Annotated in this window: 16 protein-coding genes; 15 read left to right on the plus strand and 1 reads right to left on the minus strand. The window is 34.6% G+C overall.

The window, feature by feature from the left end; all coding sequences use genetic code 11:
• Positions 1-215 precede the first annotated feature (215 nt).
• From AC3E9W_RS06425 to AC3E9W_RS06475, 11 genes are all read left to right on the plus strand, one after another.
• On the plus strand, positions 216-809 hold the full coding sequence (locus tag AC3E9W_RS06425) for an RNA polymerase sigma factor (protein WP_488767595.1): 594 nt from the start codon (positions 216-218) through the stop codon (positions 807-809).
• Between the two features lie 157 nt (positions 810-966).
• Entirely contained in the window at positions 967-2115 is a 1149-nt protein-coding gene (locus AC3E9W_RS06430) for a FecR family protein (protein ID WP_488767597.1), read from the plus strand.
• Positions 2116-2287: 172 nt separating this feature from the next.
• Positions 2288-5611, plus strand: coding sequence for a SusC/RagA family TonB-linked outer membrane protein (locus AC3E9W_RS06435; RefSeq protein WP_488767599.1), 3324 nt, complete (start codon positions 2288-2290; stop codon positions 5609-5611).
• An 11-nt stretch (positions 5612-5622) separates the two neighbouring features.
• Positions 5623-7077, plus strand: a complete 1455-nt coding sequence (locus tag AC3E9W_RS06440) for a RagB/SusD family nutrient uptake outer membrane protein (protein ID WP_488767600.1) — start codon at positions 5623-5625, stop codon at positions 7075-7077.
• Positions 7078-7092: 15 nt separating this feature from the next.
• A complete protein-coding gene (locus tag AC3E9W_RS06445; RefSeq protein ID WP_306155973.1) occupies positions 7093-7860 on the plus strand; it encodes a DUF4843 domain-containing protein in 768 nt (255 codons plus the stop codon).
• Between the two features lie 32 nt (positions 7861-7892).
• Complete coding sequence (locus AC3E9W_RS06450) at positions 7893-9386, plus strand: PKD-like family lipoprotein (protein ID WP_488767602.1); 1494 nt, start codon at positions 7893-7895, stop codon at positions 9384-9386.
• A 72-nt stretch (positions 9387-9458) separates the two neighbouring features.
• Complete coding sequence (locus tag AC3E9W_RS06455; protein ID WP_488767604.1) at positions 9459-10334, plus strand: thioredoxin family protein; 876 nt, start codon at positions 9459-9461, stop codon at positions 10332-10334.
• A gap of 6 nt (positions 10335-10340) precedes the next feature.
• Positions 10341-11816 carry a retropepsin-like aspartic protease gene (locus AC3E9W_RS06460; RefSeq protein WP_488767606.1) on the plus strand — a complete coding sequence of 492 codons (1476 nt, stop codon included), beginning with the start codon at positions 10341-10343 and terminating at the stop codon, positions 11814-11816.
• A gap of 29 nt (positions 11817-11845) precedes the next feature.
• A complete protein-coding gene (locus AC3E9W_RS06465; RefSeq protein ID WP_488767607.1) occupies positions 11846-13228 on the plus strand; it encodes a TlpA family protein disulfide reductase in 1383 nt (460 codons plus the stop codon).
• 12 nt (positions 13229-13240) lie between these two features.
• On the plus strand, positions 13241-16057 hold the full coding sequence (locus tag AC3E9W_RS06470) for a M16 family metallopeptidase (RefSeq protein WP_488767608.1): 2817 nt from the start codon (positions 13241-13243) through the stop codon (positions 16055-16057).
• A 139-nt stretch (positions 16058-16196) separates the two neighbouring features.
• Positions 16197-18239 carry a protein-disulfide reductase DsbD family protein gene (locus tag AC3E9W_RS06475; RefSeq protein ID WP_488767610.1) on the plus strand — a complete coding sequence of 681 codons (2043 nt, stop codon included), beginning with the start codon at positions 16197-16199 and terminating at the stop codon, positions 18237-18239.
• Between the two features lie 410 nt (positions 18240-18649).
• On the opposite strand, the gene AC3E9W_RS06480 is transcribed toward AC3E9W_RS06475, so the two are convergent.
• Complete coding sequence (locus AC3E9W_RS06480) at positions 18650-19099, minus strand: DUF1810 domain-containing protein (protein ID WP_306155966.1); 450 nt, start codon at positions 19097-19099, stop codon at positions 18650-18652.
• A gap of 470 nt (positions 19100-19569) precedes the next feature.
• Between AC3E9W_RS06480 and AC3E9W_RS06485 the strand changes: the two genes are divergently transcribed.
• The 4 genes from AC3E9W_RS06485 to AC3E9W_RS06500 all read left to right on the plus strand — a co-directional run bounded on the left by AC3E9W_RS06485 (position 19570) and on the right by AC3E9W_RS06500 (position 24390).
• A complete protein-coding gene (locus AC3E9W_RS06485; protein ID WP_488767612.1) occupies positions 19570-19878 on the plus strand; it encodes a hypothetical protein in 309 nt (102 codons plus the stop codon).
• A 102-nt stretch (positions 19879-19980) separates the two neighbouring features.
• Complete coding sequence (locus tag AC3E9W_RS06490) at positions 19981-21636, plus strand: peptidase domain-containing ABC transporter (protein WP_456896031.1); 1656 nt, start codon at positions 19981-19983, stop codon at positions 21634-21636.
• A 2-nt stretch (positions 21637-21638) separates the two neighbouring features.
• A complete protein-coding gene (locus tag AC3E9W_RS06495; protein ID WP_306155963.1) occupies positions 21639-22991 on the plus strand; it encodes an HlyD family secretion protein in 1353 nt (450 codons plus the stop codon).
• Between the two features lies 1 nt (position 22992).
• Entirely contained in the window at positions 22993-24390 is a 1398-nt protein-coding gene (locus AC3E9W_RS06500) for a TolC family protein (RefSeq protein ID WP_456896034.1), read from the plus strand.
• Positions 24391-24563 lie beyond the last annotated feature (173 nt).

Raw genomic sequence — 24563 nt, forward strand, 5'->3', positions numbered from 1 at the left:
TTTTGAAAAATTCATTTTATTTTAATTGTGATTCTTGCTTATGTTTAAAAATAGAGCTGATTGTTGGATTAAAATTAGATTTTGTTTAAATCTTTTTGCTATTTAAAATTAAGATTAATGCTAATTATAAAGCTCTGATGATTAGAACAAATTAGGATTATTAACGGAATTTATTAAGTTTGTTGCGAATTATTCAATTCTTTAAACAGCCATCATTGCCAAATTCCATATTAAATCAGGATCAAATTTTAATCAATCGTCTTCGTGACGGCGATGAATCGGCGTTGACAGAATTGTACAATAAATTTTGGCAGGCACTTTTTATGTCGGCTTACAATGTGATTAAAGACAAAGAATTGTGCGAAGATATTATTCAGGATATTTTCATGAACATTTGGTACAATCGCGAAAAAATCGAAATTCATATTTCGCTGAAAGGATATATGTACGCTTGTGCAAGATATCAGGTTTTTAATCATTTAAGAAAAAACAAAGACAAAGTACATGTCGAGCTTTTTGACGATTTAGAAAAACGCTTTTTGTCTACAACTCCAGAAACGCAGCTTATGCACGACGAATTGGTGCAACAGCTGAATTTAATTATTGAATCGCTTCCAGAAAAATGTCGGGCCGTTTATAAATTAAGCCGTGAAGAACAGCTGAGTCATAAAGAAATTGCCGAACGACTTAATATTTCTACAAAAACTGTCGAAAATCATATTACAAAAGCACTTCATACCATCCGATCTTCTATGGGCGAAAGTATGAGCATGGCGATGATTTTATGGCTCTCAAAAAATATCTTTTAGCAAAAAAATAAAATGAAGGGTTTGGGCTGATGAGGTGTGGTTTTTCTTCTTTTTTAATTGCTTTTCAAAAAAAATCAAAAAAAATACCATTTGGACTAGGGGGAACATTCCTTTTTGGTTACTTACCTTATATACTCCCGAAATAATACAATAAAAAATGAAAAAAGAGGATTTCTTACTGTTACTAAATAGATATCTTTCCGGTGATACGAATCTCGAGGAGAATAATAAATTATTGAATTATTACGAAAGTTTCCAGACCGACAAAGATTGGGACGAAAACTTAGGTTCTAAAGAAGAATTAGAATTTAAAATGAGAACCCGTCTTCAAAATGCCATTCAGTCTCAAGAAACAAAAATAATATCAATACAACCCTTTTATACCAAAACTGCTTTTAAGCTTGGAGCAATGGCAGCTTCATTATTATTACTGATTTCAATTTCTTTAATAATTAATAAAACCAATCCGCTTAAGATTGAAACGCCGCAAGTGGCACACAAAGAAATTTTGATTGGAAGCGACAAAGCCACGCTGACTCTTGAAGATGGTTCTGTAATTGAATTGGAAAAAGGAAAATCGTATACCAAAGGAAACGCTTCTAGCAACGGAGAAAAACTGATTTACAATTCGAATAAGAAAACGGCAGCTATTGCCAATAACCTTTTAACAATTCCGAGAGGAGGTCAGTTTTTTGTACAATTGGCAGACAGCACCAAAGTTTGGCTGAATTCAGAATCGCAATTAAAATATCCAGTTGCTTTTACAGATGGTGAAATTAGGCAAGTGGAACTGGTTTATGGAGAAGCTTATTTTGAAGTTTCGCCAAGCACCAAACATAAAGGTTCAAGATTTAAGGTTAAAACTCAAGAACAGAATGTTGAAGTTATCGGAACCGAATTTAATATTAAAGCTTACCGAGACGAACCTGCCATTTACACAACTCTAGTAAAAGGAGTTGTTGCCGTTAGCAATGCTGCCAAAAAACAGATTTTAACGCCAAACGAACAGTCTAAAATAACGGAGTATAATGGAAATATAACCGTTTCTGAAGTAGACGTTTACAATGAAATTTCTTGGAGAAAAGGATTGTTTGTTTTTAAAGGAATGCCGCTAAAAGATATTGCAAAAGTATTGTCAAGATGGTACGATGTAGATATTGTGTTTGCAGATCCTGCGCTTGGCAATGTTAAATTTAATGGGGTTTTAAATAAAGATCAGAAACTAGAAGATATATTAACCACGATCAAGAATATTAATTTTATTAATGCCTATGAGAAAAAAGACAATAAGATTATAATCAAATAAAAAGAAAAGGGATTAAAGTTTAGACCTCTCACCGTACTGCGCTTTATCCCTTTCTGTGTATTAATCCATTAATCAGTTTTAACAACCAACCAACCAATTAACATGTAAATTTATGAAATTTAAATTAACCAGTGCCTATTTCTATTTTAGAAAGCGGCTAATTATTAACATTATGAGAACTTTTATCTTCTTGTTTTGTACTACAATTTTTGGTTTTTCTCCCGTAAATCTATTTTCACAAAACACGAAAGTTGTAATTACAGCTGATAAAACAGTATCTGTTGACGAAGTTTTTGAGATCATTAAAAAGCAGACCAACTATACTTTTATTTATCAGGAAGATTCATTTAAAAAATTGCCTAAAGTACATTTAAAAAAAGGAAAAATTAAAGTAAATGATTTACTGGCAGCCACTTTTACAGGTAATGATTTTGGCTTTAGTTTCGCAAACGGCAATACCATTGTTATCAAAGAAAACCGAAAACTAGAGAAGGTTTATATCATTGAAGCAAAAGATATTGAAATTAAAGGTACAGTAACCAACGAAAAAGGCGAACCGATACCAGGAGTAAATATTAAAGTGAAGGGGACAAATGCCAGTGCGCAAACTGATTTTGACGGAAAATTTACGATTATGGCTCCCGAAGATGGGCAGATTTTATTTACTTACATTGGACACAAGGCACAAATTATTCAAGTAAATAAAAGAAAGGTAATTAACGTAAAACTGCTTGAAGAAAGAAATGAATTGTCTAGTGTTGTCGTAAATACTGGGGTTACAGTTCGTAAAAAAGAATTAATTACTGGAGCAGTTTCAATTTATAAAGGAGAGGAATTAAGACAGGTTTCTACTCAAAACGTAGTGCAGGCTTTAAAAACTTTAGATCCTTCATTTATCGTTTTAAATAATAATATTTCAGGTTCAAACCCAAATGTACTGCCTGTAATTGAGGTGAGAGGACAAACTAGTTTATCTGTAAATCAGGTAAATGACCAGTTTAAGGAAGACCCAAATCAGCCATTGTTTATCTTGGACGGATTCCCTACTACTTTACAGCAGGTGGTCGATTTAGATATTAATAGAATTGCGAGCATTACTTTATTGAAGGATGCTGCTTCAACTGCATTATACGGTTCTCGTTCTGCAAATGGAGTTGTCGTTATTGAAACCAATAAACCGCTTCCTGGAAAATTACAGGTTTCTTATGTGTATAATTCATCTTACGAATTAGCAGATTTAAGTGTTTATAATTTAATGAATGCCGAGCAGAAATTAGAATTCGAAAGACTTTCTGGAGCTTATACGCCATCTCGTTATTCTTCTTATGAAACACCAATAAAATACGAGCAGGTTTACAATGATCGTCTGGCTGCAGTGCGCCGCGGTGTTAATACGTATTGGCTGAACGAACCTATCCAGATGGGAATCACTTCGGGACACAGTTTAACAGTAGGTGGAGGATCTGATGAGTTTCGATTTAATCTTGCCGGAAATTACAAAACGGTTTCTGGAACAATGAAGGGTACAGAGCATAATACATGGGGATATAATGCCAATTTAACCTATAGAAAAAACAAAATAAGCTTCAACAATAACTTCTTTATTTCTGGAGGAAACAATCAGATTTCTCCTTATGGCGATTTTTCTATTTGGGCAAAAGCAAGTCCGTATTATCCAAAATACAACGAAAATGGTGTGCCAACAAGATATTTGGACGGAAGCTCACTTCCGATTCCTGCTAATCAACGTACTTTAAACCAGCCTGCAAATCCGCTTTACAATGTGTTTTTGAACAGTTATGACAAAGATGTTGATTTTAATTTTACGAATAACTTTGCCATAAATTATGACATCAATTCGCATATTAGAACTACAGCAGCCTTATCTGTTTCGAGATTAGACAATACAGCAACGACATTTATCTCGCCAGATGATACGAGATATATTACCAATCTTCCAACTGAAAAAGGAAGCTATGAAAGAATAGATTATTTAACCAATAAATGGAATGCGAACATTGGAGGGACTTATTCTAATGTGTTTGCCGGTGTACATTCTTTAAACTATACCATTAGAGCTTCTGCATACGAAACAAAAAATACATCGTATGGTTCTATTTTGAGAGGATTTCCTTTAGGAGTTCCCGGTAATCCTTCGTTTGCTTTCGGATTTCAGTTGAATTCTAAACCAGAAGTTTACAATGATATGGTTAGAAGTATAGATTTGACCAACCAGATCAACTATGCGTACGACAAAAGATATTTGCTTGATTTAACGCAAACCATTTCTGGAGCAACAAACTTTGGAACCAATAAAAAATATTCCCCATATTATGGAATTGGAGTAGGATGGAACTTAAACCACGAATTTAAAATGAATGAAGATATCGTTAATATCTTTAAAATTCGTGCCAATTATGGTCAGACAGGAAACCAGAATTTAGTGGGTTACGCCTCACATGATGTTTACACATACGATCCAAATACTAATATTTTTGGAGCAGGTTTAAATATTTCGCAATTAGCAAATGCCGATTTAGAACCTCAAAAAACAAAAGATTTATCGGTAGGTTTAGATTTAGCGATGTATAGAAATAGGCTTACCCTTACATTAGGGGCTTATCGCCGAGTAACTACGCCACAAATTGTTCCGATTGATCTTGCCGCTTCTACAGGAGTAAATACCTATCCGCTAAATGTAGGTCATATTACCACAAGAGGTTTAGAGCTAAAAGGAAATTATAATATTATCAATAATTATAAAGAAAATATTATTTGGTCAGTTGGTTTAACTGCTACAACAAATGAAAACGAATTAGGAGGTTTTAATAACGCACTGGCATCTTTAAACGAGGCTGCTAAAAAAACAACGAGCCTAACAAGATATTATGATGGAGCGAGTTCAAACGACTTATGGGCTGTGCCATCTTTAGGAATTGACCCTGGAACTGGAAAAGAAATTTTCTTAAAGAAAAATGGAGAGAAGACTTTCATCTTAGATAAAAAAGATGAAGTTGTAATGGGAAATTCTAGAGAAATTGCTACTGGAGTATTCTCAACAAATGTAAACTACAAGAACTTCAGTTTAGGTGTTTTCATCCGTTACAGTTTTGGTGCAGACCGATTCAATACGGCTTTGTATGATAAAGTAGAAAACATCAGCATAAATAATATTTTTGAAAATCAAGATGCGAGAGCCTTTACAGATCGTTGGACAACTCCTGGACAGATTGCTCAATTTAAAGCGATTAGTTTAACCAATCAAACTCCAATATCTTCTCGATTTATTCAGAAAGATGATTATATCTCTGGAGAATCAATGCGTTTTGGATACCGTGTGACCAATAGAAAATGGCTTCAAAAATCTGGTTTGGCAGGTTTAGGATTTAACGCTTATGCGAATGAATTTTTTAGAATTTCTTCTATAAAAGCCGAGCGCGGAATTACCTATCCGTTCTCAAGAATTTATTCGCTAAGTATAAACGTATCATTTTAATACCATTAATTATGAATCAGTATTTAAATAAAATAGCATTATGTTTTCTGATTGCCTTTTCAGCTACCAGCTGCAGCGACTTTCTGGATGTAGTGCCTCAGGATAAAATTTTAGAAAATCAGATATTTGAAAATGAAGCCGGAGTGCAAAATGTGCACAACGGACTCTATATGAGTCTTTCTTCAAATAATTTATACGGGCAGCAGCTGACTATGGATGCTGTCGAAATTTTAGGACAGCAGTACAATACGGGAGGTAATCATGACAAATATGAAATGGGAACCTATGCTTACACAGAAGCAAATCCTAAAGCTGTTTTTACAAATGTTTGGGAAAAAGCATTTACAACTATTTTGTATGTAAATAAATTTCTAGAAAGCATGAAAGAGCATTCTGGAGTTGTTTCTCAAGAAAAAGCCGATCTTTTAACAGGGGAGGCAATTGCCATAAGAGCTATGCTTCATTTTGATATGCTTCGTTTGTACGGGCCAATTTATAAAGTAGATGCATCACTTCCTGCGATTCCGTATTACGATGCAGCGGTTACCGTGAATCAGCCTTTGATTTCAGCAAAAGATGCGATGTCAAAAATTCTCGCAGATCTTGATGCAGCCTTGGTTTTACTAGCAAAAGACCCTGTTGTTACCGTAGGGAAATATAATGGAAATTCAGATTTTGATGCAAATCCGTATTACTCTCGAAACAGAGGAAACCGTCTGAATTATTTAGCAGTAAAATGCCTTAAAGCGCGAGTGCTTTTATATTCTGGAGACAAAACTGGTGCATATGCGACGGCAAATGAAGTGATCAATTTTACTAAAGCAAGTCCTTTATTTCGTTGGACTACATTTTTGGAAGCAACTCATTCAATTATTCCAGATCGAACTTTTTCTCCCGAAACGTTTTTTGCTTTAAGTGACTTTACATTATACAATAAACAGAAAAATTTATTCGATTCGAGTTTGCCAGACGATGAAATTTATGCGCCGCTATTAAACAGAATAAATGCCGTTTTTGAATCGAACGATAATGATTACAGAAACTTGCCAAGCTGGAAAATTCCGATTGTTGGAGGAAAAACGCAGAAAACATTCTACAAATATGAAGATGTTACAGACATAGTAAATTTAGAAGAACCTTTCCGTTTTCAGATTCCGATATTTAAGCTTTCAGAAATGTATCTTATTGCAGCCGAAGCAGCGCCATCTCCAGCAGAAAGTATTGCTTTTTTAAATACACTTCGCTTTAATCGCGGTCTGTCCAATTTGGCGGCAACTGCAAACGTAACAACAGAAATTACTAAAGAGTATAGAAAAGAATTTATAGGAGAAGGCCAGCTGTTTTTTTATTATAAAAGAATAAACAGTACGACTATTCCAAATGGTTCTGCAGCTTCTGGAAACGTTACGATGAATGCATTGCAATACGTAGTTCCGTTACCAGATTCTGAAATTAATTTTCAATAATTTAAAAAAGTACACATGAAAAAAATATTGATTTTAGGCATCACTTTTTTAGCCTTTTTGGCAGTAACATCTTGTAATAGCGAAGAAATTGAAACGTACCAAGGTTCAGACAGTATTTATTTTTCGCCTTCTGTTTTTGAGTTAGTATTCAATGGACCGCTTATAGATAGTACTGGTTATAGTTTTAGTTTAGAACCTGCGACGGTAAAAGAACATGTTTATTTTCTTGCAGTTAGAGTTCAGGGAAAAGTGTCAGATGTAGATCGAAAAATAAAACTAACAGTTGATCCTTCGAGTACTGCAGTTTTGGGAACACACTTTACTTTGCCTGATAACATTGTGATGCGTGCCGGAAGAGCTGTAGATACAATTGCAGTAACCATGTTAAGAACAGAAGACATGAAGCGAGAAGGAAAATTATTAGTGTTGAATCTTGAGGAAAATGAATCGTTTAAGACCGATATGAAAAGTACGGTTACAAATGTACTTACTCAAAAAACACTAAGTTATATAAGTTTCAAATTGTCTTTTGACGATAAACTGACTCAGCCTCTTGGCTGGTATGTTCCTTATTTGGGAGTTTTTACGGCTAAAAAGTTCTTTTTAATGTGTGATTTGATGGGTTTGCAACCTTCTATGTTCAATCAGAAATTAGGAGCTCCAGGTTTGGCAATTGCCGATATCAACTATTATCAAAACTTTATGAAGCGTTATCTGGCAGATCAAAAAGCATCTGGAAATATTATTTATGAAGAGGACGGAAAAGAAATGATTTTTCCATAAAGACAATTCATTAATTCTAAAAATAGAACAACATGTTAAAAAATATAAAAATTCAATTATTGCTTTCTCTGCTTCTGGTTGTAAGTTATAGCTGTACAGACGACGAAGGGAATTACGATTATAAAGAAATTAATGAAATTGCTGTTACCGGAATTGAGGATAGTTACACCGTATATACAGGAGAGTATCTTAAAATTACGCCAGATTTAAATGCCACTATCGATGACGGTAGTAACCCAGAACGTTATACTTACGAGTGGGTAGCACTAAATCCCTCAAAACTTTTGTTAGAATCAAAAACAATTATCGCAACAACCAAAAATTTTGATGGAATATTAAAATTGCCACCAGGATCTTATGATGTGTATTATTTTATTAAAGATAATGTCACGGGAGTAACATGGAAAAGAAAATCTTTTGATCTAAATGTAGTCTCTTCGATCTATGAAGGCTGGCTAGTAATTGGTGAAGCAGACGGAAAAGCACGTCTTGATATGATCTCTATTTTGCCTTCAATACCGCAGCCGCGTATCATTACAGATGTTTTAGATGCTGCCGGTTCTGCACTAAAATTATCTGGTAAACCTGTTGAGGTTACTTGTTTAGGTAATGCTTTATCAACAACTTCAGCTTATGGTATATATGTTACCACTACAGAAAATGGTACGGCGCGTATAGATCCAGATTCTTTCGGCTGGGCACAGTCGCAAAATTTGGCTTACGAAACTTTAGGCGGAGCATTTCCAACAAATTTTGGCATAGATTTTATGAAATCGCCAGGCGGAGGAGAAAATTTTCTTTACTCTAAAGGAAATATTTACTACTATTTACGTGTCTTTAATATTAAATACGGATTGCCGCAGAATATTTTAGAAACCGAAACCAAAACATTTAATGCGGCGCCTTTTATTGCAGAAAATGCGGGTTATTCTATTGGAGCACCAGTATTTTTTGACCTCGATGCGCGCCGTTTTGTAAGGTTTAATTATTCTAAAGGCAACTGTTCTACAATGCCGCCGCTTGTAGGAAGTCCAACTGTTTTAGATTGGAATAATACCAATTCTGATCTGGTATATATGACAACTTCTAGCTATAACGGAATTGAAAATTTTGCAGTTCTTAAGAATATAACAACTGGAAAATACCATTTGCTTCGTTTTACAAAAACTTTGGTACAGAATTATTATAAAGAAATTTTAAATGCTCCTGATTTTGATAAAGCAACTCAGTTTGCTGTGAGCCCAGATTCTGGATATTTATTTTACGTTGCTGGAAATAAAGTCTACGAATACGATCACGGCACACAGTCTGCAAAATTGATGATAGACAAAGGTTCAGAAGCTGTGACTTATATTGGTTTTCATAGTTACGCCAGAAACGCAGACAAAAAGTTAGTGCTTGGAAGTTATGGCACAGCTGGCACATTAGAATTGTATACTGTTCCTCCCGTAAATGGAGATTTGATATTAACCGATAAATTCAGTGGCTTAAGCAAAATTGTTGATGTTGCATACCGTCGCAGATAATTAAAAACCTTAAAACAAGACCGAATGAAGAATAAACCTCATTCTTCATTCGGTTTCTAAAAACCACATTTTATGAAACGTTTTTTTAAAATCGCAAGTGCAGTTTTGCTGCTTGCCTGTCCTTCTATTGCCTTAAAAGCACAAACACAATCAGCAGATTATGGTTGGGAAAATGCTAAAAAACAAGCCGCTGAAGAGAAGAAATTAATTTTTGTCGATTTGTATTTTACAGGTTGTATGCCGTGCGCACAAATGGACAAAGAGGTATTTCCAGACCCGAAGGTGGCAGCGCTTTTAAACGCCGATTTTGTCACTTTTAAATCGGATATCTTGAAAGAAGAAATCGGTAAAAAATTGTGCATGAAATATGGCGTGACTGGATTTCCAACTTTTTTATTCCTGAATGCTGATGGAAAAGTAATTGATATTGCTGGCGGTTTTCAAAACGTAGAGCAATTTACGGCTTTACTTCAAAACGCAAAAAGTCAGGCTGCAAAAGGAGATTTCAAAAAATACAGCACCACAATTAACGAAAAAGATTATCCTGATTTTTATGTGCAGGCATATATGGCAAACAAAAGAAATGTCCCTTTTGAAACCGTTGATGCTTACCTAAAAGCACAGCCTTCATTAATGGAAGAAGTTCCTTTTGTAATAATTTCAGGATTAAGAATTGGGCGCCAGTACGATGATTTTTATTTAAAAAATGCACAGCAGCTTTATAAGGATTACGGTTCTTCAAGTGTAAATATTCATGTTTTTAATATTTTGAGAAGCAAAAGAAAAGAGTTTGAAAAAACGAAAGATATGGCTTCTTTTAAAAAGCTTTTAGAAGAAATGAAATCCCTTTACACTACAGAAGAATGGACAAAATATGAAGGCATTCTGCTAAAAGATTTTGGTGTAGAAAAATCTGCAGCAAGCAATCCGTACACTTTACAAAAGTAATTACAAATGAAAAAAATAGCAGTCTTGTTACTGACGATTTTCTGTTGTTCCCTTTACGGACAGAAAAATAATGTCCGCCAATGTATAAAAACATTTGAGCAAGCTTTTCAGCAAAAGAATTATAGCAGTATAAAAAATCTTTTGGCACCTGAATTTACAGTTGGTGTTGGAGATTCTTCGTCAAACGAATTTTATCTGAACGGAATTATGAACGCTTTTCCAGTTTTAGATTCTATTCAAATTGGAAAATCTGTCGAAATTAAAAATGAAACTTTTGTTCTGGCCGATTTTTGTTTTAAAGGAAAAGAAAAAAAACCGACTCAATTCGTTTTCAATTCTGAAAATAAAATTTTGTACGTAACATTTTTTGATGGATTATATAAAGTGGATCGACATGCCGCAGTAAAAGAAGTTGCTAGTATTCCGTTTGAAATTGTCGAAAATGGAATTGCCATTAAAATAAAACTGAACAAATCGGATCGTGAATTTTTGATGCAGTTTGATACTGGTGCTGACGGAATGGCTTTAAATCCTGACAGTGCTTACAAAGCGGGTGTTGTCGTTACTAAAACAAAATCTGCAGGTGTTGTCGGCGGTACTCAGCAAGTGCAGTATTCGGCAGACAATACAATTTATATTGGTGATCAGGTTCTTAAAAATCAAGCATTGGTTATTTTTCCAAAACATGGTGTTTACGACGGACTTTTTGGTGCCAATTTGCTTCGAAATTTTATCACTTCGGTCAATTTTGATACGATGACGATTGATTTGTACAATTTCGGAAATTTCAATTATTGGGGAAAAGCGAAGCCTTTTGTTTTCGATTATAAATCGGGACTTCCGGTTGTAAAAATGAATCTGACTTTTGAAGATAAAAAAACAGTCGAAGGCAATTTTACTTTCGATACAGGCGCAAGTTATGATTTGATTGCTTATGGGCCTTTCAATCATAAAAATAATCTCGAAGCAAGTTTAAAAACAGAATATACTTCGATCAATCACAGTTTAGGAAAACAAACCAAAATTGTCGGCGGTACTATTCCGAATATTGCCATTAACGGAAATAATTTTCCAAACGTAACCATTGCTTTGCAGGAATACGATGAAGAAAATAAAAGCTGGGCTTTTGCCGACGGCTCACTCGGAATCGATTTAATCAAACGCTTCAATTTTACAATCGATCTTTTGCATAAAACGGTGTATCTGGAGCCCAATAAAAATTTTAAAAAGCTTTCTTCTTTTTACTTAAATGGTTTAGAGCTGGATTTTGATGAAAACCAAAACCTATTTGTAAAACGAATTTTGGATTATGAAAATAAAGATTTAAAACAAGTAAAAATCGGAGCCAAAGTAGTACAGATTAACGATTTTGAAGCCAAAGATTTGGTAAATCCAGAAAGTCTCAAAAAACTAAAGTCAACAAAAGAAAGCAAAGATTTTATCATCGAGCAAGGCGATCAGTCTATGCAAATTTCAATTTAAGATTATCAATCAAAAAACAAGGAAATAATATGAAAAAACACATTTTACATTTCATTTTGGCCTTTATTACGGTTCAAATGAGTTTTGCTGCCAATTTTTCTGAATATGCAGTAATTAGAGGAACAATTTCAATCCCCGATCTTAAAGCGAAAGAAGTAACGCTTTATAATGTTGAAGAAGGAAAGCCAGCGGTAGCTGCGACGGCTAAAATCAATACGTCTGGGGAGTTTGGTTTTATGGTGCCAGTTTCAGCAGCTGGTTTTTATTACGTAGATTATGGTCAAATGAAAAGCAGAAATCAATTAATTCGTTTGTATTTAGAACCAAAATTAGACATTAGCCTTTCCATCAATAAAGAGAATTATGTTTTGAGTGGAAAGAATGTAGGGCAAAATGCTTTAGTTCAAAAAGCAAATGAAATCTACAACGAATTTGCACCGTTTTCAAGACTTGGCGAAAATGTAACCTATGTAGAGTTTTATCCGTTTATTGACAAAGGTGTGGCAAAAGCCGAAGAATTTTCGAAATCTATTAAAACGAAAGATGTAACATTCAATAAATTATTAAAATTAGCTGTTGCAACAGATGTTGAAGAATTGACGTATACTTTTTTCAGAATGCCAAGAACAGCATTTCCAGATAAAAATGACCGTCCAGCAGTTATAAAAACTTGGGAAACAGACCAAAAGTTTACAGATCCAGATTTATTAAAACTGCAAAACGGCGTTTCTTTAATGTCAAATTACTTTTTCTACATTAGTATGAACAGCACTGCGCCTGCAAAGCGTTTGGATATTGTTGAATCATTAAATCATATTACAGATCCAGCTTTAAAAGATGTTTATCTTCGTGATGCAGTGGCAACTTCTAGAATGAAAATAGAAGAATACGAAAAAATTGCTCCAAGCATTAAACCGTATATGATTTCTGATGCGAGTAAAGCATTTCTATTAGAATATGAAAAAGTTTTGCACAAAAACGTTGGGCAAAAAGGTTTAAATTTTACCTATAAAGATATTAATGACAAACCAGTTTCTTTTTCAGATTTCAAAGGTAAATTTGTATACATCGATTTATGGGCAACTTGGTGCGGACCTTGCAAGGCTGAAATTCCGCACATGAAAAAAATCGAAGAAGATTATCACGGAAAAAATATTGTTTTTGTGAGTCTTTCGTTAGATAAAGCAAAAGATGCTCAAAAATGGAAAGATTTTGTAACCAAACAAGAATTAAAAGGAATTCAGTTAATGGCAGACAAAGATTTTGGCTCTGATGTGGCTAAAAACTACGATGTCAATGCGATTCCGAGATTTTTATTGTTTGATACAAAAGGAAATATTATCAATGCAGATGCACTTCGACCTTCAAATCCTGAATTGAGAGCGCAGCTGGACAAATTATTGAAAAGCTAAAAAATATATTTTATGTGGTGCAGCAAAAAAATATTCATTTTACTGTTTATCGCGGGAGTTTTTTCTTCCGCGAAAGCGCAAAATTTTAAATCGAGTGATCCAATTGCGGTCAATCAGAAAATAAAAAAAGGAGTTCTTCCAAACGGAATGACGTATTATATTTATCCGACAGAAGTCAATAAAAATACGGCAAGTTATTACATCATTCAAAACGTAGGGTCTATTTTAGAAAACGATCAACAGAAAGGTTTGGCGCATTTTCTAGAGCACATGGCGTTTAACGGAACCAAACATTTTGAAGGAAAAGGCATTTTGAATACGCTTCAGAAACAAGGAGCGGTTTTCGGAAAAAATATAAATGCGTATACGAGTACAGATGAAACGGTTTACAATCTAGATAACATTCCGTCAAAAGATGGCGGGGTGGTAGATACTTGTTTATTGGTTTTACACGACTGGTCTAATTTCTTATCGCTTACAGATGCAGAAATCGATGCGGAGCGCGGTGTAATTACTGAAGAATGGCGTACGAGACAAAATGCCCGTGCGAGAATTTATAACCAGCTGGCGCCGTATTATTACAACAATTCGCTATATGCAGATCGCATGCCGATTGGTGATATGGATATTGTAAAAAACTTTAAATATCAGGTTTTAAAAGATTTTTATAAAGATTGGTACCGTCCAGATTTGCAGGCAATCGCCATTGTTGGAGACATTAATGCAGACGAAATTGAAGCAAAAATCAAAAAACTTTTTGCTGATATTCCGACGCCTCAAAATCCGAAAAAACGTTTTGAAATTGCGATTCCAGATCGAGCAGAACCAACTTTCAAATTGGCTCTGGACAAAGAAATTTCAGCTTCTGGAATTAGTTTTATGATTCGCCATGCAGCTGAAAAACCAACAAATAACTACGCCGAATTAGAAAAATCAACACAAAGAAGCATTGCTTTTTCTATTTTGAATAATCGTTTGGCAGAAATGGCGCAGAAACAAGAATGCCCATTTAAAAGTGCTCAGATTGGCTATCAAAATTATTCTCGTTTAAATGATATCTGGATTTTAAGCGTTTCGCCAAAACCAGAAAAACAGGCCGAAGCTTTTGCAATGGTAATGAACGAATGGGTGAGAGCGTATAAATTTGGTTTTTCTAAAGGAGAAATCGAACGCGCCGTTACAGAAACTATTTCAGGATACGAAAATTACTTAGACAAATTAAATGAGATTTCGCACAAGCAAGTAATCGGAATGGTAAAAGACGATTATTTGAACCATGAAGTAATTGCTGATCCTAAGGCAGAATTTGAAATGACAAAAAGCATTTTGAACAATTTGGATAGCAAAATACTTCAGGAACAAATCAGCAAATTATACACTTCTCAAAACCGCGTTGTAGCGGTAACTGGAGTTGAAGACGAAGAAAATTTGACTCAGGAAAAAGCTTTTGCTATTATTCAGAAAGCAGAAAGTGATGCTTCTCTACAGCCTTATGTAGATACTTTTGAAGGAAAAACACTTTTAGGAAATCTAAAAATTGTTCCAGGAAAAATTGTGTCTGAGAAAAAAGAAACAGCCATTGATGCCACAACTTTTGTACTTAGCAATGGTGTAAAAGTGCATTACAAATTTGCAGATAAAAATAAAAAGCACGTATTGCTGCAAGCAAAAAGTTTGGGAGGATCTTCTCTGTATGGAGCTAAAGATTTGCCATCAATAAATTCACTTTCAGAATTTGCATCGATGTCGGGCGTTGGAGAACTTTCTAATGTAGAGCTGTCAAAAGTACTAAAAGGGAAAATCCTTGGAGTATCTGCAGATGTTTCTAGCTTATCTGAGTCGGTATCTGGTTCTACGAATACTAAAGATATCGAGACATTCATGCAACTCGTTTATTTAAAATTTGTAAAGCCAAGATTTGATGCCGATCAATACAATTTGCTGAAACAGAGAATGCAAAATTCTTTAAAAAATAGACAAAATGATATTTCGTCTAAAATGAAAGACAGCCTAACTTTTGCAATCTATGGAAAAAACAATCCAAAAATTCGCATCATGAATCAGCAGTTTATTGATGATTTGTCTTTTGATAAAATGAAGTCATTTTATCTGGATCGTTTCTCAGATGTTTCAAATTTTGAATTTTTTATTGTTGGTGATGTAACTCCAGAAATTTTGAAACCATTGCTAGAAAAATACATAGCAAGCATTGAAGGAATAAAACGTAAAGAACATTTTAAAAATGATAATCCAAAATGGATTGCGCCTAAAATAGACAAGGATGTTTTTATTAAAATGGAAACACCTAAAAGTTCTGTGCGAATTGCATTCTCTAAAGAATATTCTTTTACTCAAAAAAACAGAATTCTGACTTCTTATTTAGCTGATATATTAACCTTACGTTATACTGAAAGTTTGCGTGAAAAAGAAGGTGGAACCTATGGAACGCATGTTTCGGCAAGCTTAGAAAAATTTCCAATTTCGAAAATAAGAATGAATGTTGTTTTTGATTGTGATGCTGATAAAGTAGAGCACTTACTGCCAATTGTATACCAGGAAATTGATAAAATCAAAAAAGGGGAAATTGGTGCTGAAGATATCGAGAAAACCAGAATCAACTATTTAAAGTCGAAAGAAGACAGTAAAAACTTTAATACTTACAGCTTGAATTTGCTTCAGAATTATTTTGAGAATAAGTACGACATGAATGATCCTAAAAATTACGAGGATATTGTAAAAAACATTACTGCGAAAGACATTCAAGAATTTGCCAATTCATTTTTGAACAAAGCAGATTCTTATGAAATAGTTTTCAAACCACTAAAATAATCTGACCTCTTTTTATTAGAGTTTAATTTGTGTTTCCCTATCAAATAAAATTTTGAATTAGTAAGCAATTTAGTTTGTATAGCGGATTACTTAGAGGGTTGTTTTTTGCTATTCAACCCTCTTTTTTAAAAATTTTCCCATGAAAAAAAATGTTTTTTTACTGGGCTTTTTCCTGCTGTTTTCCATATTCGTAAAGGCTCAGATCTATAATCCCATAAAATGGAAAACCAGTGTCGAGAAAATTTCTGATACTGAATACGAATTGCAGGCAAAAGCCATTATAGAATCGGGCTGGCATTTATACAGTCAGGAAGTGGCAGACGGTGGCCCGATACCCACTCATTTTAATTTTATCAAAAGTGCCGATTTTCAGTTGACAGATGCTGTAAAAGAAGAAAAAGGAAAAACGATTAACGATCCTGTTTTCAAGATGCAGATTAAGTTTTTTGAAAAAGAAACCACTTTTAGACAGCGCATAAAAATACTTTCATCAAAACCGTTCAAAATTAAGGTTGAGGTTGAATTTATGGTTTGTAATGATGAAAATTGCCTTCCGCCAAGTTCAGACGAATTGGAGTTTGCAATTAGCCCTTCCGCGAAAGCGAAAACTTTAATTGAAGTTGCTGTAAAAGAAGAAAATAAAACAGAAATAATTGATTCTGTTGTTGCCGAAACAAAAGTGCAGACAGCGAAAATTGTTCCTGCAGAAGCGTTAAAAATGCCAAAAAAAGAATTCAAAAAAGCAAAATCTGAAACCGAATCCAAAAGTCTGTGGACGATTTTTTTATTGTCATTTTTCTCTGGATTTGCAGCTTTGCTCACGCCTTGCGTTTTTCCGATGATCCCAATGACGGTGAGTTTTTTTACCAAACAAAGCAAAACAAAATCGCAGGGAATTAGAAAAGCAATTTTTTACGGAATCGCGATTATTGCCATTTATATCTTTTTGGGAGCGGTTGTAACTTGGGCTTTTGGAGCAGATTCTCTCAATGCGCTTTCGACAAACGTTTGGTTCAATCTGATCTTTTTTATCCTTTTAATGATTTTTGCTTTTTCATTTTTAGGAGCATTCGAAATTATGCTTCCAAATGCGTGGGCCAACAAAGTCGATTCTCAGGCAGACAAAGGGGGAATCGTCGGAATATTGTTTATGGCCTTGGCTTTGGCAATTGTTTCTTTTTCTTGTACAGGACCAATTGTTGGGACTTTATTAGTCGAAGCGGCCTCTCGCGGCGGAATCGCACCTTTTGTCGGAATGTTTGGTTTTTCTCTGGCTTTGGCTTTGCCGTTTACTTTATTTGCCGCTTTTCCGGGCTGGTTAAATTCATTACCAAAATCGGGTGGTTGGCTCAATTCGGTTAAAGTATGTTTAGGATTTTTAGAAATGGCTTTGGCTTTTAAATTTCTGTCTAATGCCGATTTGGTGTTGCAATTGCATTGGTTCGAAAGAGAAACATTCTTAGCGATTTGGATTGCCATTTTTGGAACTTTGACTTTTTACTTGTTCGGAAAAATACAGCTTCCGCATGATAGTCCGATTTCTAATTTAAGCGTTGGAAGAGTAGGATTGGGCGTTTTGGTTCTGGCTTTTACCATTTATCTGATTCCCGGAATTTGGGGTGCGCCTCTTAAAATGATTAGCGGTTTTCCGCCGCCAATGCATTACAGCGAAATTCCAAATGGTCTCAATAATTCTTCTTCAAAAGAAATCACGCAAAACCTGCCTGAAGGCGCAGAACTTGGTCCGCACAATATTATAGCTTTTACCGATTATGATTTAGGAATGCAATACGCTAAAAAAATCGGAAAACCAGTTATGATCGATTTTACGGGTCATGCGTGCGTAAACTGCCGTAAAATGGAAGACAACGTTTGGTCTGACGAAAAGGTTCAGAAAATCTTAAAAGGCGATTTAGTTTTAATTTCGCTTTATGTAGACGATAAAAGAGAATTGCATCCGAATGAGCAAATTACGTCTCAGCTGACGGGTAAAAAACTAAAATATATTGGTCAGAAATGGAGCGAATTTCAAACGCTTACTTATAAAACCAATGCACAGCCGTTTTATGTTTTAGTTGATCATAACGGAGAAGCGCTTAACGAAACGTCGGCCTATAATCCAGATGTCGAAGATTATTTGAATTGGCTCAAAAAAGGAGTTTCAAAATTTGAGAAAAGCTAAAGTTTAGGATTTGTACTTTATTTATAATTATGTTGTTAATCAAAAAGGGAATAGCTCGAAAACTATTCCCTTTTTTGTCCTAAGAATATTAAGAAAGTACAGTGTTTGGCAGAACACTAGTTTACCAACAGACATTCCTAGAAAATGCTTAAATGTTCCGCTAGGAACATTTCGTCGGTAGTTTTTTGGCCACAGATTAAATGATTTTCACAGATTTTTTTATATGTTCCGCTAGGAACATTTTATCGGTAGAATCATGTAGCAATAAATATTCACATTCCGTAGGAACGTTTCATTTTTTTAAATCATTTTTTTTAAATTGGGTATATCAAACGTTCCTACGGAACATGATTGCTGGGTTATTATTGTTTTTACCAACCAAACATTCCTACGGAATGATTATTTGATATTTATTGTTCCGCTAGGAACATTTCGTTGGTTGCAAAATTTAAAGTCAATGGATCTAAATGTCCATAAAAAAAGGTATCCAAAACTTGTTGAAATACAGGATCTGCATTTTCTACCTGAACAAAAAGACTCATAGAAGAATGTAGTTTCCTAGCTCCAAGTTCGCCCAAAATGCCTTCAGCAGATTTTTTCTTGTATGTCAAAAGTAATTTTGAAATCTCGATTAAATGTTTCGCCAAAATGGGGTGTTTCAAATATTCCGTTGCTTCTTTCAAATCGGCTATACCATAATAATCAGAAAGAGTACTTTTTCCTAAACCTTTAATCTGCGGGAAAATAAACCACATCCAATGCGTTTCTTTTTTACCTTTTTTGATTTCAGAAAAAGCAGTTAAATAAAGTTTGTTCTGTGCATCTAAAAATCGGGTCAAATCATTTTTTGCGTAGATCATCTTTTGATTGTGTATTAAATGGTTAAATCTAATTTCTGTAACGGGTAACATTATATATTTTTTTATAGAACTAAGTCAAATTTTCGATATCCAAAAGTAGAACGGATATCGCTGTAAGAATTATAGAATTCTGATCAGTCTTTACATAATTCCGATAGCTCTGTAAGAATGACTTGTTAATTAATTTTTAAAGTTTCTAAATAAGCGAAATTCTAATGTTATTTTAATGTACGGCAAAAAATATGGGTCTAACTTGCGCGCTCACAAAAATTAGAATAACACCGCTAAATCATTGGGTTTTTAGATGAAAAAAGATCGTTTTTTGCCAACTAAAAAGTAAAATTTAGCAGTAGAATAAAATATTTATTTTAGAAATGTTGAATAAAATTAAAAATAGCTTTTTATGTAAATGCCTTCAGGCGTTACTTGTCGGCTATTTTTTAATTAGCAGTTTGAACATTTCTAACAGCGTGAGCCGCATCTTAACAGATAATGCTGAAACCTACACCGTAAAAGGGATTACGTGTAATTTCTTGAAAAAAATCTTCAAATGTGACGGAATTCCAGAAGAACTGGATGACTATAAAACAAAAGATACTAAAACAGCCAAATTAGCAAAAGGAATTCCCTTAATGGAATATTTGATTTCATCAGAATCATTGATGCCTAATATGGGTTTTCGAATTGAATCTGAAGGAAAAAAATATATTGACAATACAATCTTCTCCTTTGGTTTTCATGGTAAAATAGACATACCGCCTCCTCGGCTGAATTCATAAATACTTGTTTTTTAAGGATTAGGATCAAAATCTTAATCTATAAGTGCGGTTTTTGCCGTATATTTATTCTATGTAATAATCTTGTATTTATACTTACATTTCATGACACCATTTAAACGTTTTTATAACTTATTGCAGCTCGATAAGCGCGATGTATATCAAATTATCTTCTATGCTGCATTTGCAGGGTTAGTAAATCTTTCTCTGCCTTTGGGAATCCAAGCCATTATTAATTTTATTCAAAGCGGACAGCTGAGCGTTTCGTGGATCGTTCTAGTGATTCTGGTAACAATTGGAGTTGGTTTTGGAGGAGTCCTTAACATTTTACAGCTGCGTATTGTAGAGAATCTGCAGCAGCGAATTTTCGTTCGTTCTTCTTTCGAATTTGCTTACAGAATGCCTTTAATTAAATTTAAAGAAATGTATTCTGAGTATGCTCCAGAAAAAGCCAATCGTTTTTTCGATACGCTGATGGTGCAGAAAGGTACAGCTAAATTGTTGTTAGATTTCTGTACAGCATTTCTTCAGGTCGGTCTGGGGATTATTTTATTAGTTCTGTACCATTCTTTCTTTATGGTAATCGGACTTCTTTTTATTGTGATCTTATATGTCATTTTTAAATTTTCGTATAAAGACGGACTGGAAACCAGTTTGAACGAATCAAAATTTAAATATAAAGTTGCAGCTTGGCTTCAGGAAATTGCCAGAAACAGAGAAAGTTTCCGCAGAAAAGGAGCTTTTGAATATGCTCTGGAACGAAATGACGGCTATGTAACCAACTACGTCAATTACCGTGAAAAACACTTTCAGGTAATGAAAAAACAATACATTCAGCTTACTATTTTTAAGGTAATTGTTACTGCTGCCTTATTATCGATCGGTGGTTTTCTGGTAATTCACCACCAAATGAACATAGGGCAGTTCGTAGCAGCTGAAATCGTAATTGTATTATTAATCAACTCGGTAGAGAAAATTATCTTCGGATTGGAATCTTTTTACGACGTTTTGACTTCTGTTGAAAAAATCGGTCAGGTGACAGATATGGAGATTTCATGCATTCCGCAAACTTCAGACAAAACAGAAAAAGGAATCAATATCGAAACCGAAAGCATTAATTACAATTATCCGCAACACAATAAAAAATCGCTTAAGAATATCAATTTAAAAATCTCTCAAGGAGAAAAAATTATTCTTACCGGAACAAACGGTGCAGGAAAAAGTACTTTACTGCGATTACTTTCGGGCGTTTTAGAACCAGAAAGCGGCGCTATGTATGTGACAGACAATTATATGAATCGTCTTAACGAAGATACTTATAGAGCGCAGGCAGGAACGTACTTGCAGGGCGACACGCTTTTTGCAGGAACGATTCGCGAAAATATTGTTTTTGGAAACGAAAAACTAAATAGCGATGATTTAAAATGGGCTTTAGACAATGTTGGTCTTACACCGTACATTAAAACTTTCGAAAACGGGCTGGAGAATCAAATTCATCCCGGAGGTCGTGAACTTTCTGCTTCTGATGTTCAAAAAATTCTTTTGGCCAGAAGTATTGTGGGGAGACCGAATATCTTATTCTTAGAAGATCCAGTAGATAAAATGGACGACATTACTTCGAGTAAAATAGTTGACTTTTTACTTTCTGAAGAAAATGACTGGACTGTTATTGTAACTTCTAAAAATGATGTTTGGAAAAGCAAATGCACTCGTATGATTACGATTGATGACGGAAAAATTATTAACGACATAAAGCTTTAATCATGCTCAACATATCTAAAGATAATAACGTACTTATAACGCCGGGCAAATACAAATCGATTACAAGCGTTGCCCGCAGACCGCATTACAGAATTTTGAACAAAGTCATTATCGGATTTTTGATTTTTCTAGTTTGCTGCCTTTTCTTGCCTTGGACGCAGAATATTTCAGGAAGCGGTTCTGTAACAACTTTAAAACCAGATCAAAGACCGCAAACGGTTCACAACGCTATTGCGGGACGTATTGAGAAATGGTTTGTAAAAGAAGGAGATTATGTAAAAAAAGGAGATACGATACTTTTTATTTCGGAGATCAAAGAAGATTACTTGGATCCGAATCTGGTTGGCAATACCAAACAACAAGTAGATGCCAAAAAAATGGCTGTAGAATCGTATGGCGATAAAGTAAACTCGCTTGACGTGCAGGCGCAGTCGCTAAACACAGAAAGACAATTGAAATTACAGCAAGCGCAGAACAAAATTCGCCAGTCATTGCTAAAAATAAAAAGTGACAGTATGGATCTTGTGGCAGTTAAAACACAGCTTCGAATTGCCAAAACGCAATTTGATCGTTCAACTGCTTTAAACAAAGAAGGTTTAAAACCTTTGACAGATGTCGAGCAAAAAAGATTAAAATTGCAAGAATCTGAAGCTTATGTAATTACGCAAGAAAATAAATTGCTAAGCAGCAAAAACGAATTGATTAATGCGAAAGTAGAAATCAATAGAATTACGGCAGAATATGCTGAAAAAATATCAAAATCGAGAAGCGACAAATTTACCGCTTTAAGCACGCAATACGATACAGAAGCTCAGGTAAATAAGCTAGAAAACCAATACACCAATTACAGACTTAGAAACGGTTTGTACTACATTACAGCACCTCAGAGCGGTTATGTAAACCGTGCTTTATTGGCTGGTCTTGGAGAAACGATCAAAGAAGGAACTTCTGTGGTAAGTATTATGCCTTCTAAATATGATATTGCGGTAGAAACCTATGTAGATCCAATCGATTTACCGTTGGTTCACCGAGGTGCAAAAGTTCGTGTTTGGTTTGACGGATGGCCGAGAATCGTATTTTCTGGATGGCCAGGATTGTCTTACGGAACTTACGGAGGAAAAGTCGTTGCTATTGAAAACTTTATAAGCCCGAACGGAAAATACAGAATATTAGTAGCTCCAGATGGAGTAGACCGCCATTGGCCGAAAGAGTTAAGTATTGGAGCTGGAGCGCAAAGTATTGCTTTGCTAGAAACGGTTTCGGTTTGGTATGAGATTTGGCGTAACTTGAATGGTTTCCCGCCAAACTATTATAATTCAGGCGAAAAAGAAGAAAAAGGAAAGGAGAAAAAGTAAAATGAGAAATCTTGTAAAACTGTTTTCTTTCTTACTGGTATTTTGTTTTTCTACGCTGCAAAGTCAGAACTTTAATCAAGAGGAACTTACTTATATCGAGTTCTTGGGTTATGTAAAAAAATACCACCCATTGGTAAAACAAGCCAATCTTGAAGTGTCCAATGCGCAGGCAAAATTGATGACAGCACGAGGCGGATTTGATCCAAAATTGGAAGTAGATTACAATAAGAAAGAATTTAAAGGCACAGAATATTATTCGTTATTAAACAGCAGTTTCAAAATTCCGACTTGGTATGGAGTGGAGATCAAAGCAGGTTTTGACGATACCAGCGGAGAATATTACAACCCGCAAAATAAAACTCCAGAAGCGGGTTTGACTTCGCTTGGAATTAATGTTGCTCTTGGTCAGGGAATGTTTATTAACCAAAGAATGGCCGATGTAAGAGAAGGAAAACTTCAGGTAAAACTAAGCGATGCACAGCGAAAACTAAGAGCAATCGAAGTTTTATATCAGGCTAGTGAAGCGTATTTTGAATGGAGAAAAAGCTATAACGAAGCCGAATTGTACAAAAACTATTTAGGTTTTGCCAGCACTCGTTTTCAAGGAGTTAAAAAACTAATCGCTGCGGGAGATGCACCGGCAATTGATAGCGTTGAAGCTAAAATTACAGTGCGAAATAGAGAGCTGAATGTTGAAAACGGAAATCTAAAATTAGCGAAAGCAAAACTAAAACTGGCTAATTTTTTATGGATTGAAAATGTTCCAGTTGAATTGGGAGACGTAGTAAAACCAGAACAAAATCTAATACAGACAATCGAAGAGACCCTGAGAACAGATGCTATGATGGTAGATGTGGAGTCGTTAGATTCGCATCCGAAAATTCAGTCTTTAGAAACTAAAATGGATATCTTAGAAGTCAATCGTCAGTTGAAAGCCAATTCATTGCTTCCAAAAATAAATGTCGGTTACAATTATATTTCAGAACCGAATTATTGGAATAACTTCAACGCTGATGATTATAAGTTTAACATCGATTTCAGTTTCCCGATTTTCTTGAGAAAAGAACGCGGAAGCTTAAAAATGGCAAAACTGAAAATTCAGGATATGCAATACGATATTGGACAGCAGCGATTGGAGCTTAAAAATAAAATCAAAGCACAGCAAACCGAAATTGCTTCTTTGCGAAAACAAAAAATCGTAATCGATAATCTGGTAAACGATTATATGACGATGCTGAACTCAGAAGAAAAATTATTTTCTTTTGGCGAAAGTTCGATTTTCTTAATCAATTCCAGAGAAAATAATTTGGTAAGCGCAAAGCTTTCGCAAATAAGTCTAGAGAATCAATTTTATCTTTCGAATGCCGAATTGTATAAAATATTGGCCAATCCAGATTAAAGATTAACCATTCTAATTCAGCATAGCCCACGATTTCAACCGTGGGAGCGTAAAGAAAATCCGTATTGTATTTCAATAATTTATGCATAAATATGTCGCTCCTCTGGAGCTTTTGAATTCACGGGTTTAAAATTTATCTATAAATATTTTGCTCTTCCAGAGCACAAATGATT

This window comes from Flavobacterium sp. 38, from assembly GCF_057799715.1.

What these genes read in the sequence shown, in the direction of transcription:
- AC3E9W_RS06470 (WP_488767608.1), top strand. Translation starts at nt 13,241, where the DNA reads ATGTGGTGCAGCAAAAAAATATTCATTTTACTGTTTATCGCGGGAGTT.
- AC3E9W_RS06445 (WP_306155973.1), top strand. Translation starts at nt 7,093, where the DNA reads ATGAAAAAAATATTGATTTTAGGCATCACTTTTTTAGCCTTTTTGGCA.
- AC3E9W_RS06440 (WP_488767600.1), top strand. Translation starts at nt 5,623, where the DNA reads ATGAATCAGTATTTAAATAAAATAGCATTATGTTTTCTGATTGCCTTT.
- AC3E9W_RS06435 (WP_488767599.1), top strand. Translation starts at nt 2,288, where the DNA reads ATGAGAACTTTTATCTTCTTGTTTTGTACTACAATTTTTGGTTTTTCT.
- AC3E9W_RS06480 (WP_306155966.1), bottom strand. Translation starts at nt 19,099, where the DNA reads ATGATCTACGCAAAAAATGATTTGACCCGATTTTTAGATGCACAGAAC.
- AC3E9W_RS06490 (WP_456896031.1), top strand. Translation starts at nt 19,981, where the DNA reads ATGACACCATTTAAACGTTTTTATAACTTATTGCAGCTCGATAAGCGC.
- AC3E9W_RS06495 (WP_306155963.1), top strand. Translation starts at nt 21,639, where the DNA reads ATGCTCAACATATCTAAAGATAATAACGTACTTATAACGCCGGGCAAA.
- AC3E9W_RS06475 (WP_488767610.1), top strand. Translation starts at nt 16,197, where the DNA reads ATGAAAAAAAATGTTTTTTTACTGGGCTTTTTCCTGCTGTTTTCCATA.
- AC3E9W_RS06500 (WP_456896034.1), top strand. Translation starts at nt 22,993, where the DNA reads ATGAGAAATCTTGTAAAACTGTTTTCTTTCTTACTGGTATTTTGTTTT.
- AC3E9W_RS06450 (WP_488767602.1), top strand. Translation starts at nt 7,893, where the DNA reads ATGTTAAAAAATATAAAAATTCAATTATTGCTTTCTCTGCTTCTGGTT.
- AC3E9W_RS06460 (WP_488767606.1), top strand. Translation starts at nt 10,341, where the DNA reads ATGAAAAAAATAGCAGTCTTGTTACTGACGATTTTCTGTTGTTCCCTT.
- AC3E9W_RS06455 (WP_488767604.1), top strand. Translation starts at nt 9,459, where the DNA reads ATGAAACGTTTTTTTAAAATCGCAAGTGCAGTTTTGCTGCTTGCCTGT.
- AC3E9W_RS06430 (WP_488767597.1), top strand. Translation starts at nt 967, where the DNA reads ATGAAAAAAGAGGATTTCTTACTGTTACTAAATAGATATCTTTCCGGT.
- AC3E9W_RS06465 (WP_488767607.1), top strand. Translation starts at nt 11,846, where the DNA reads ATGAAAAAACACATTTTACATTTCATTTTGGCCTTTATTACGGTTCAA.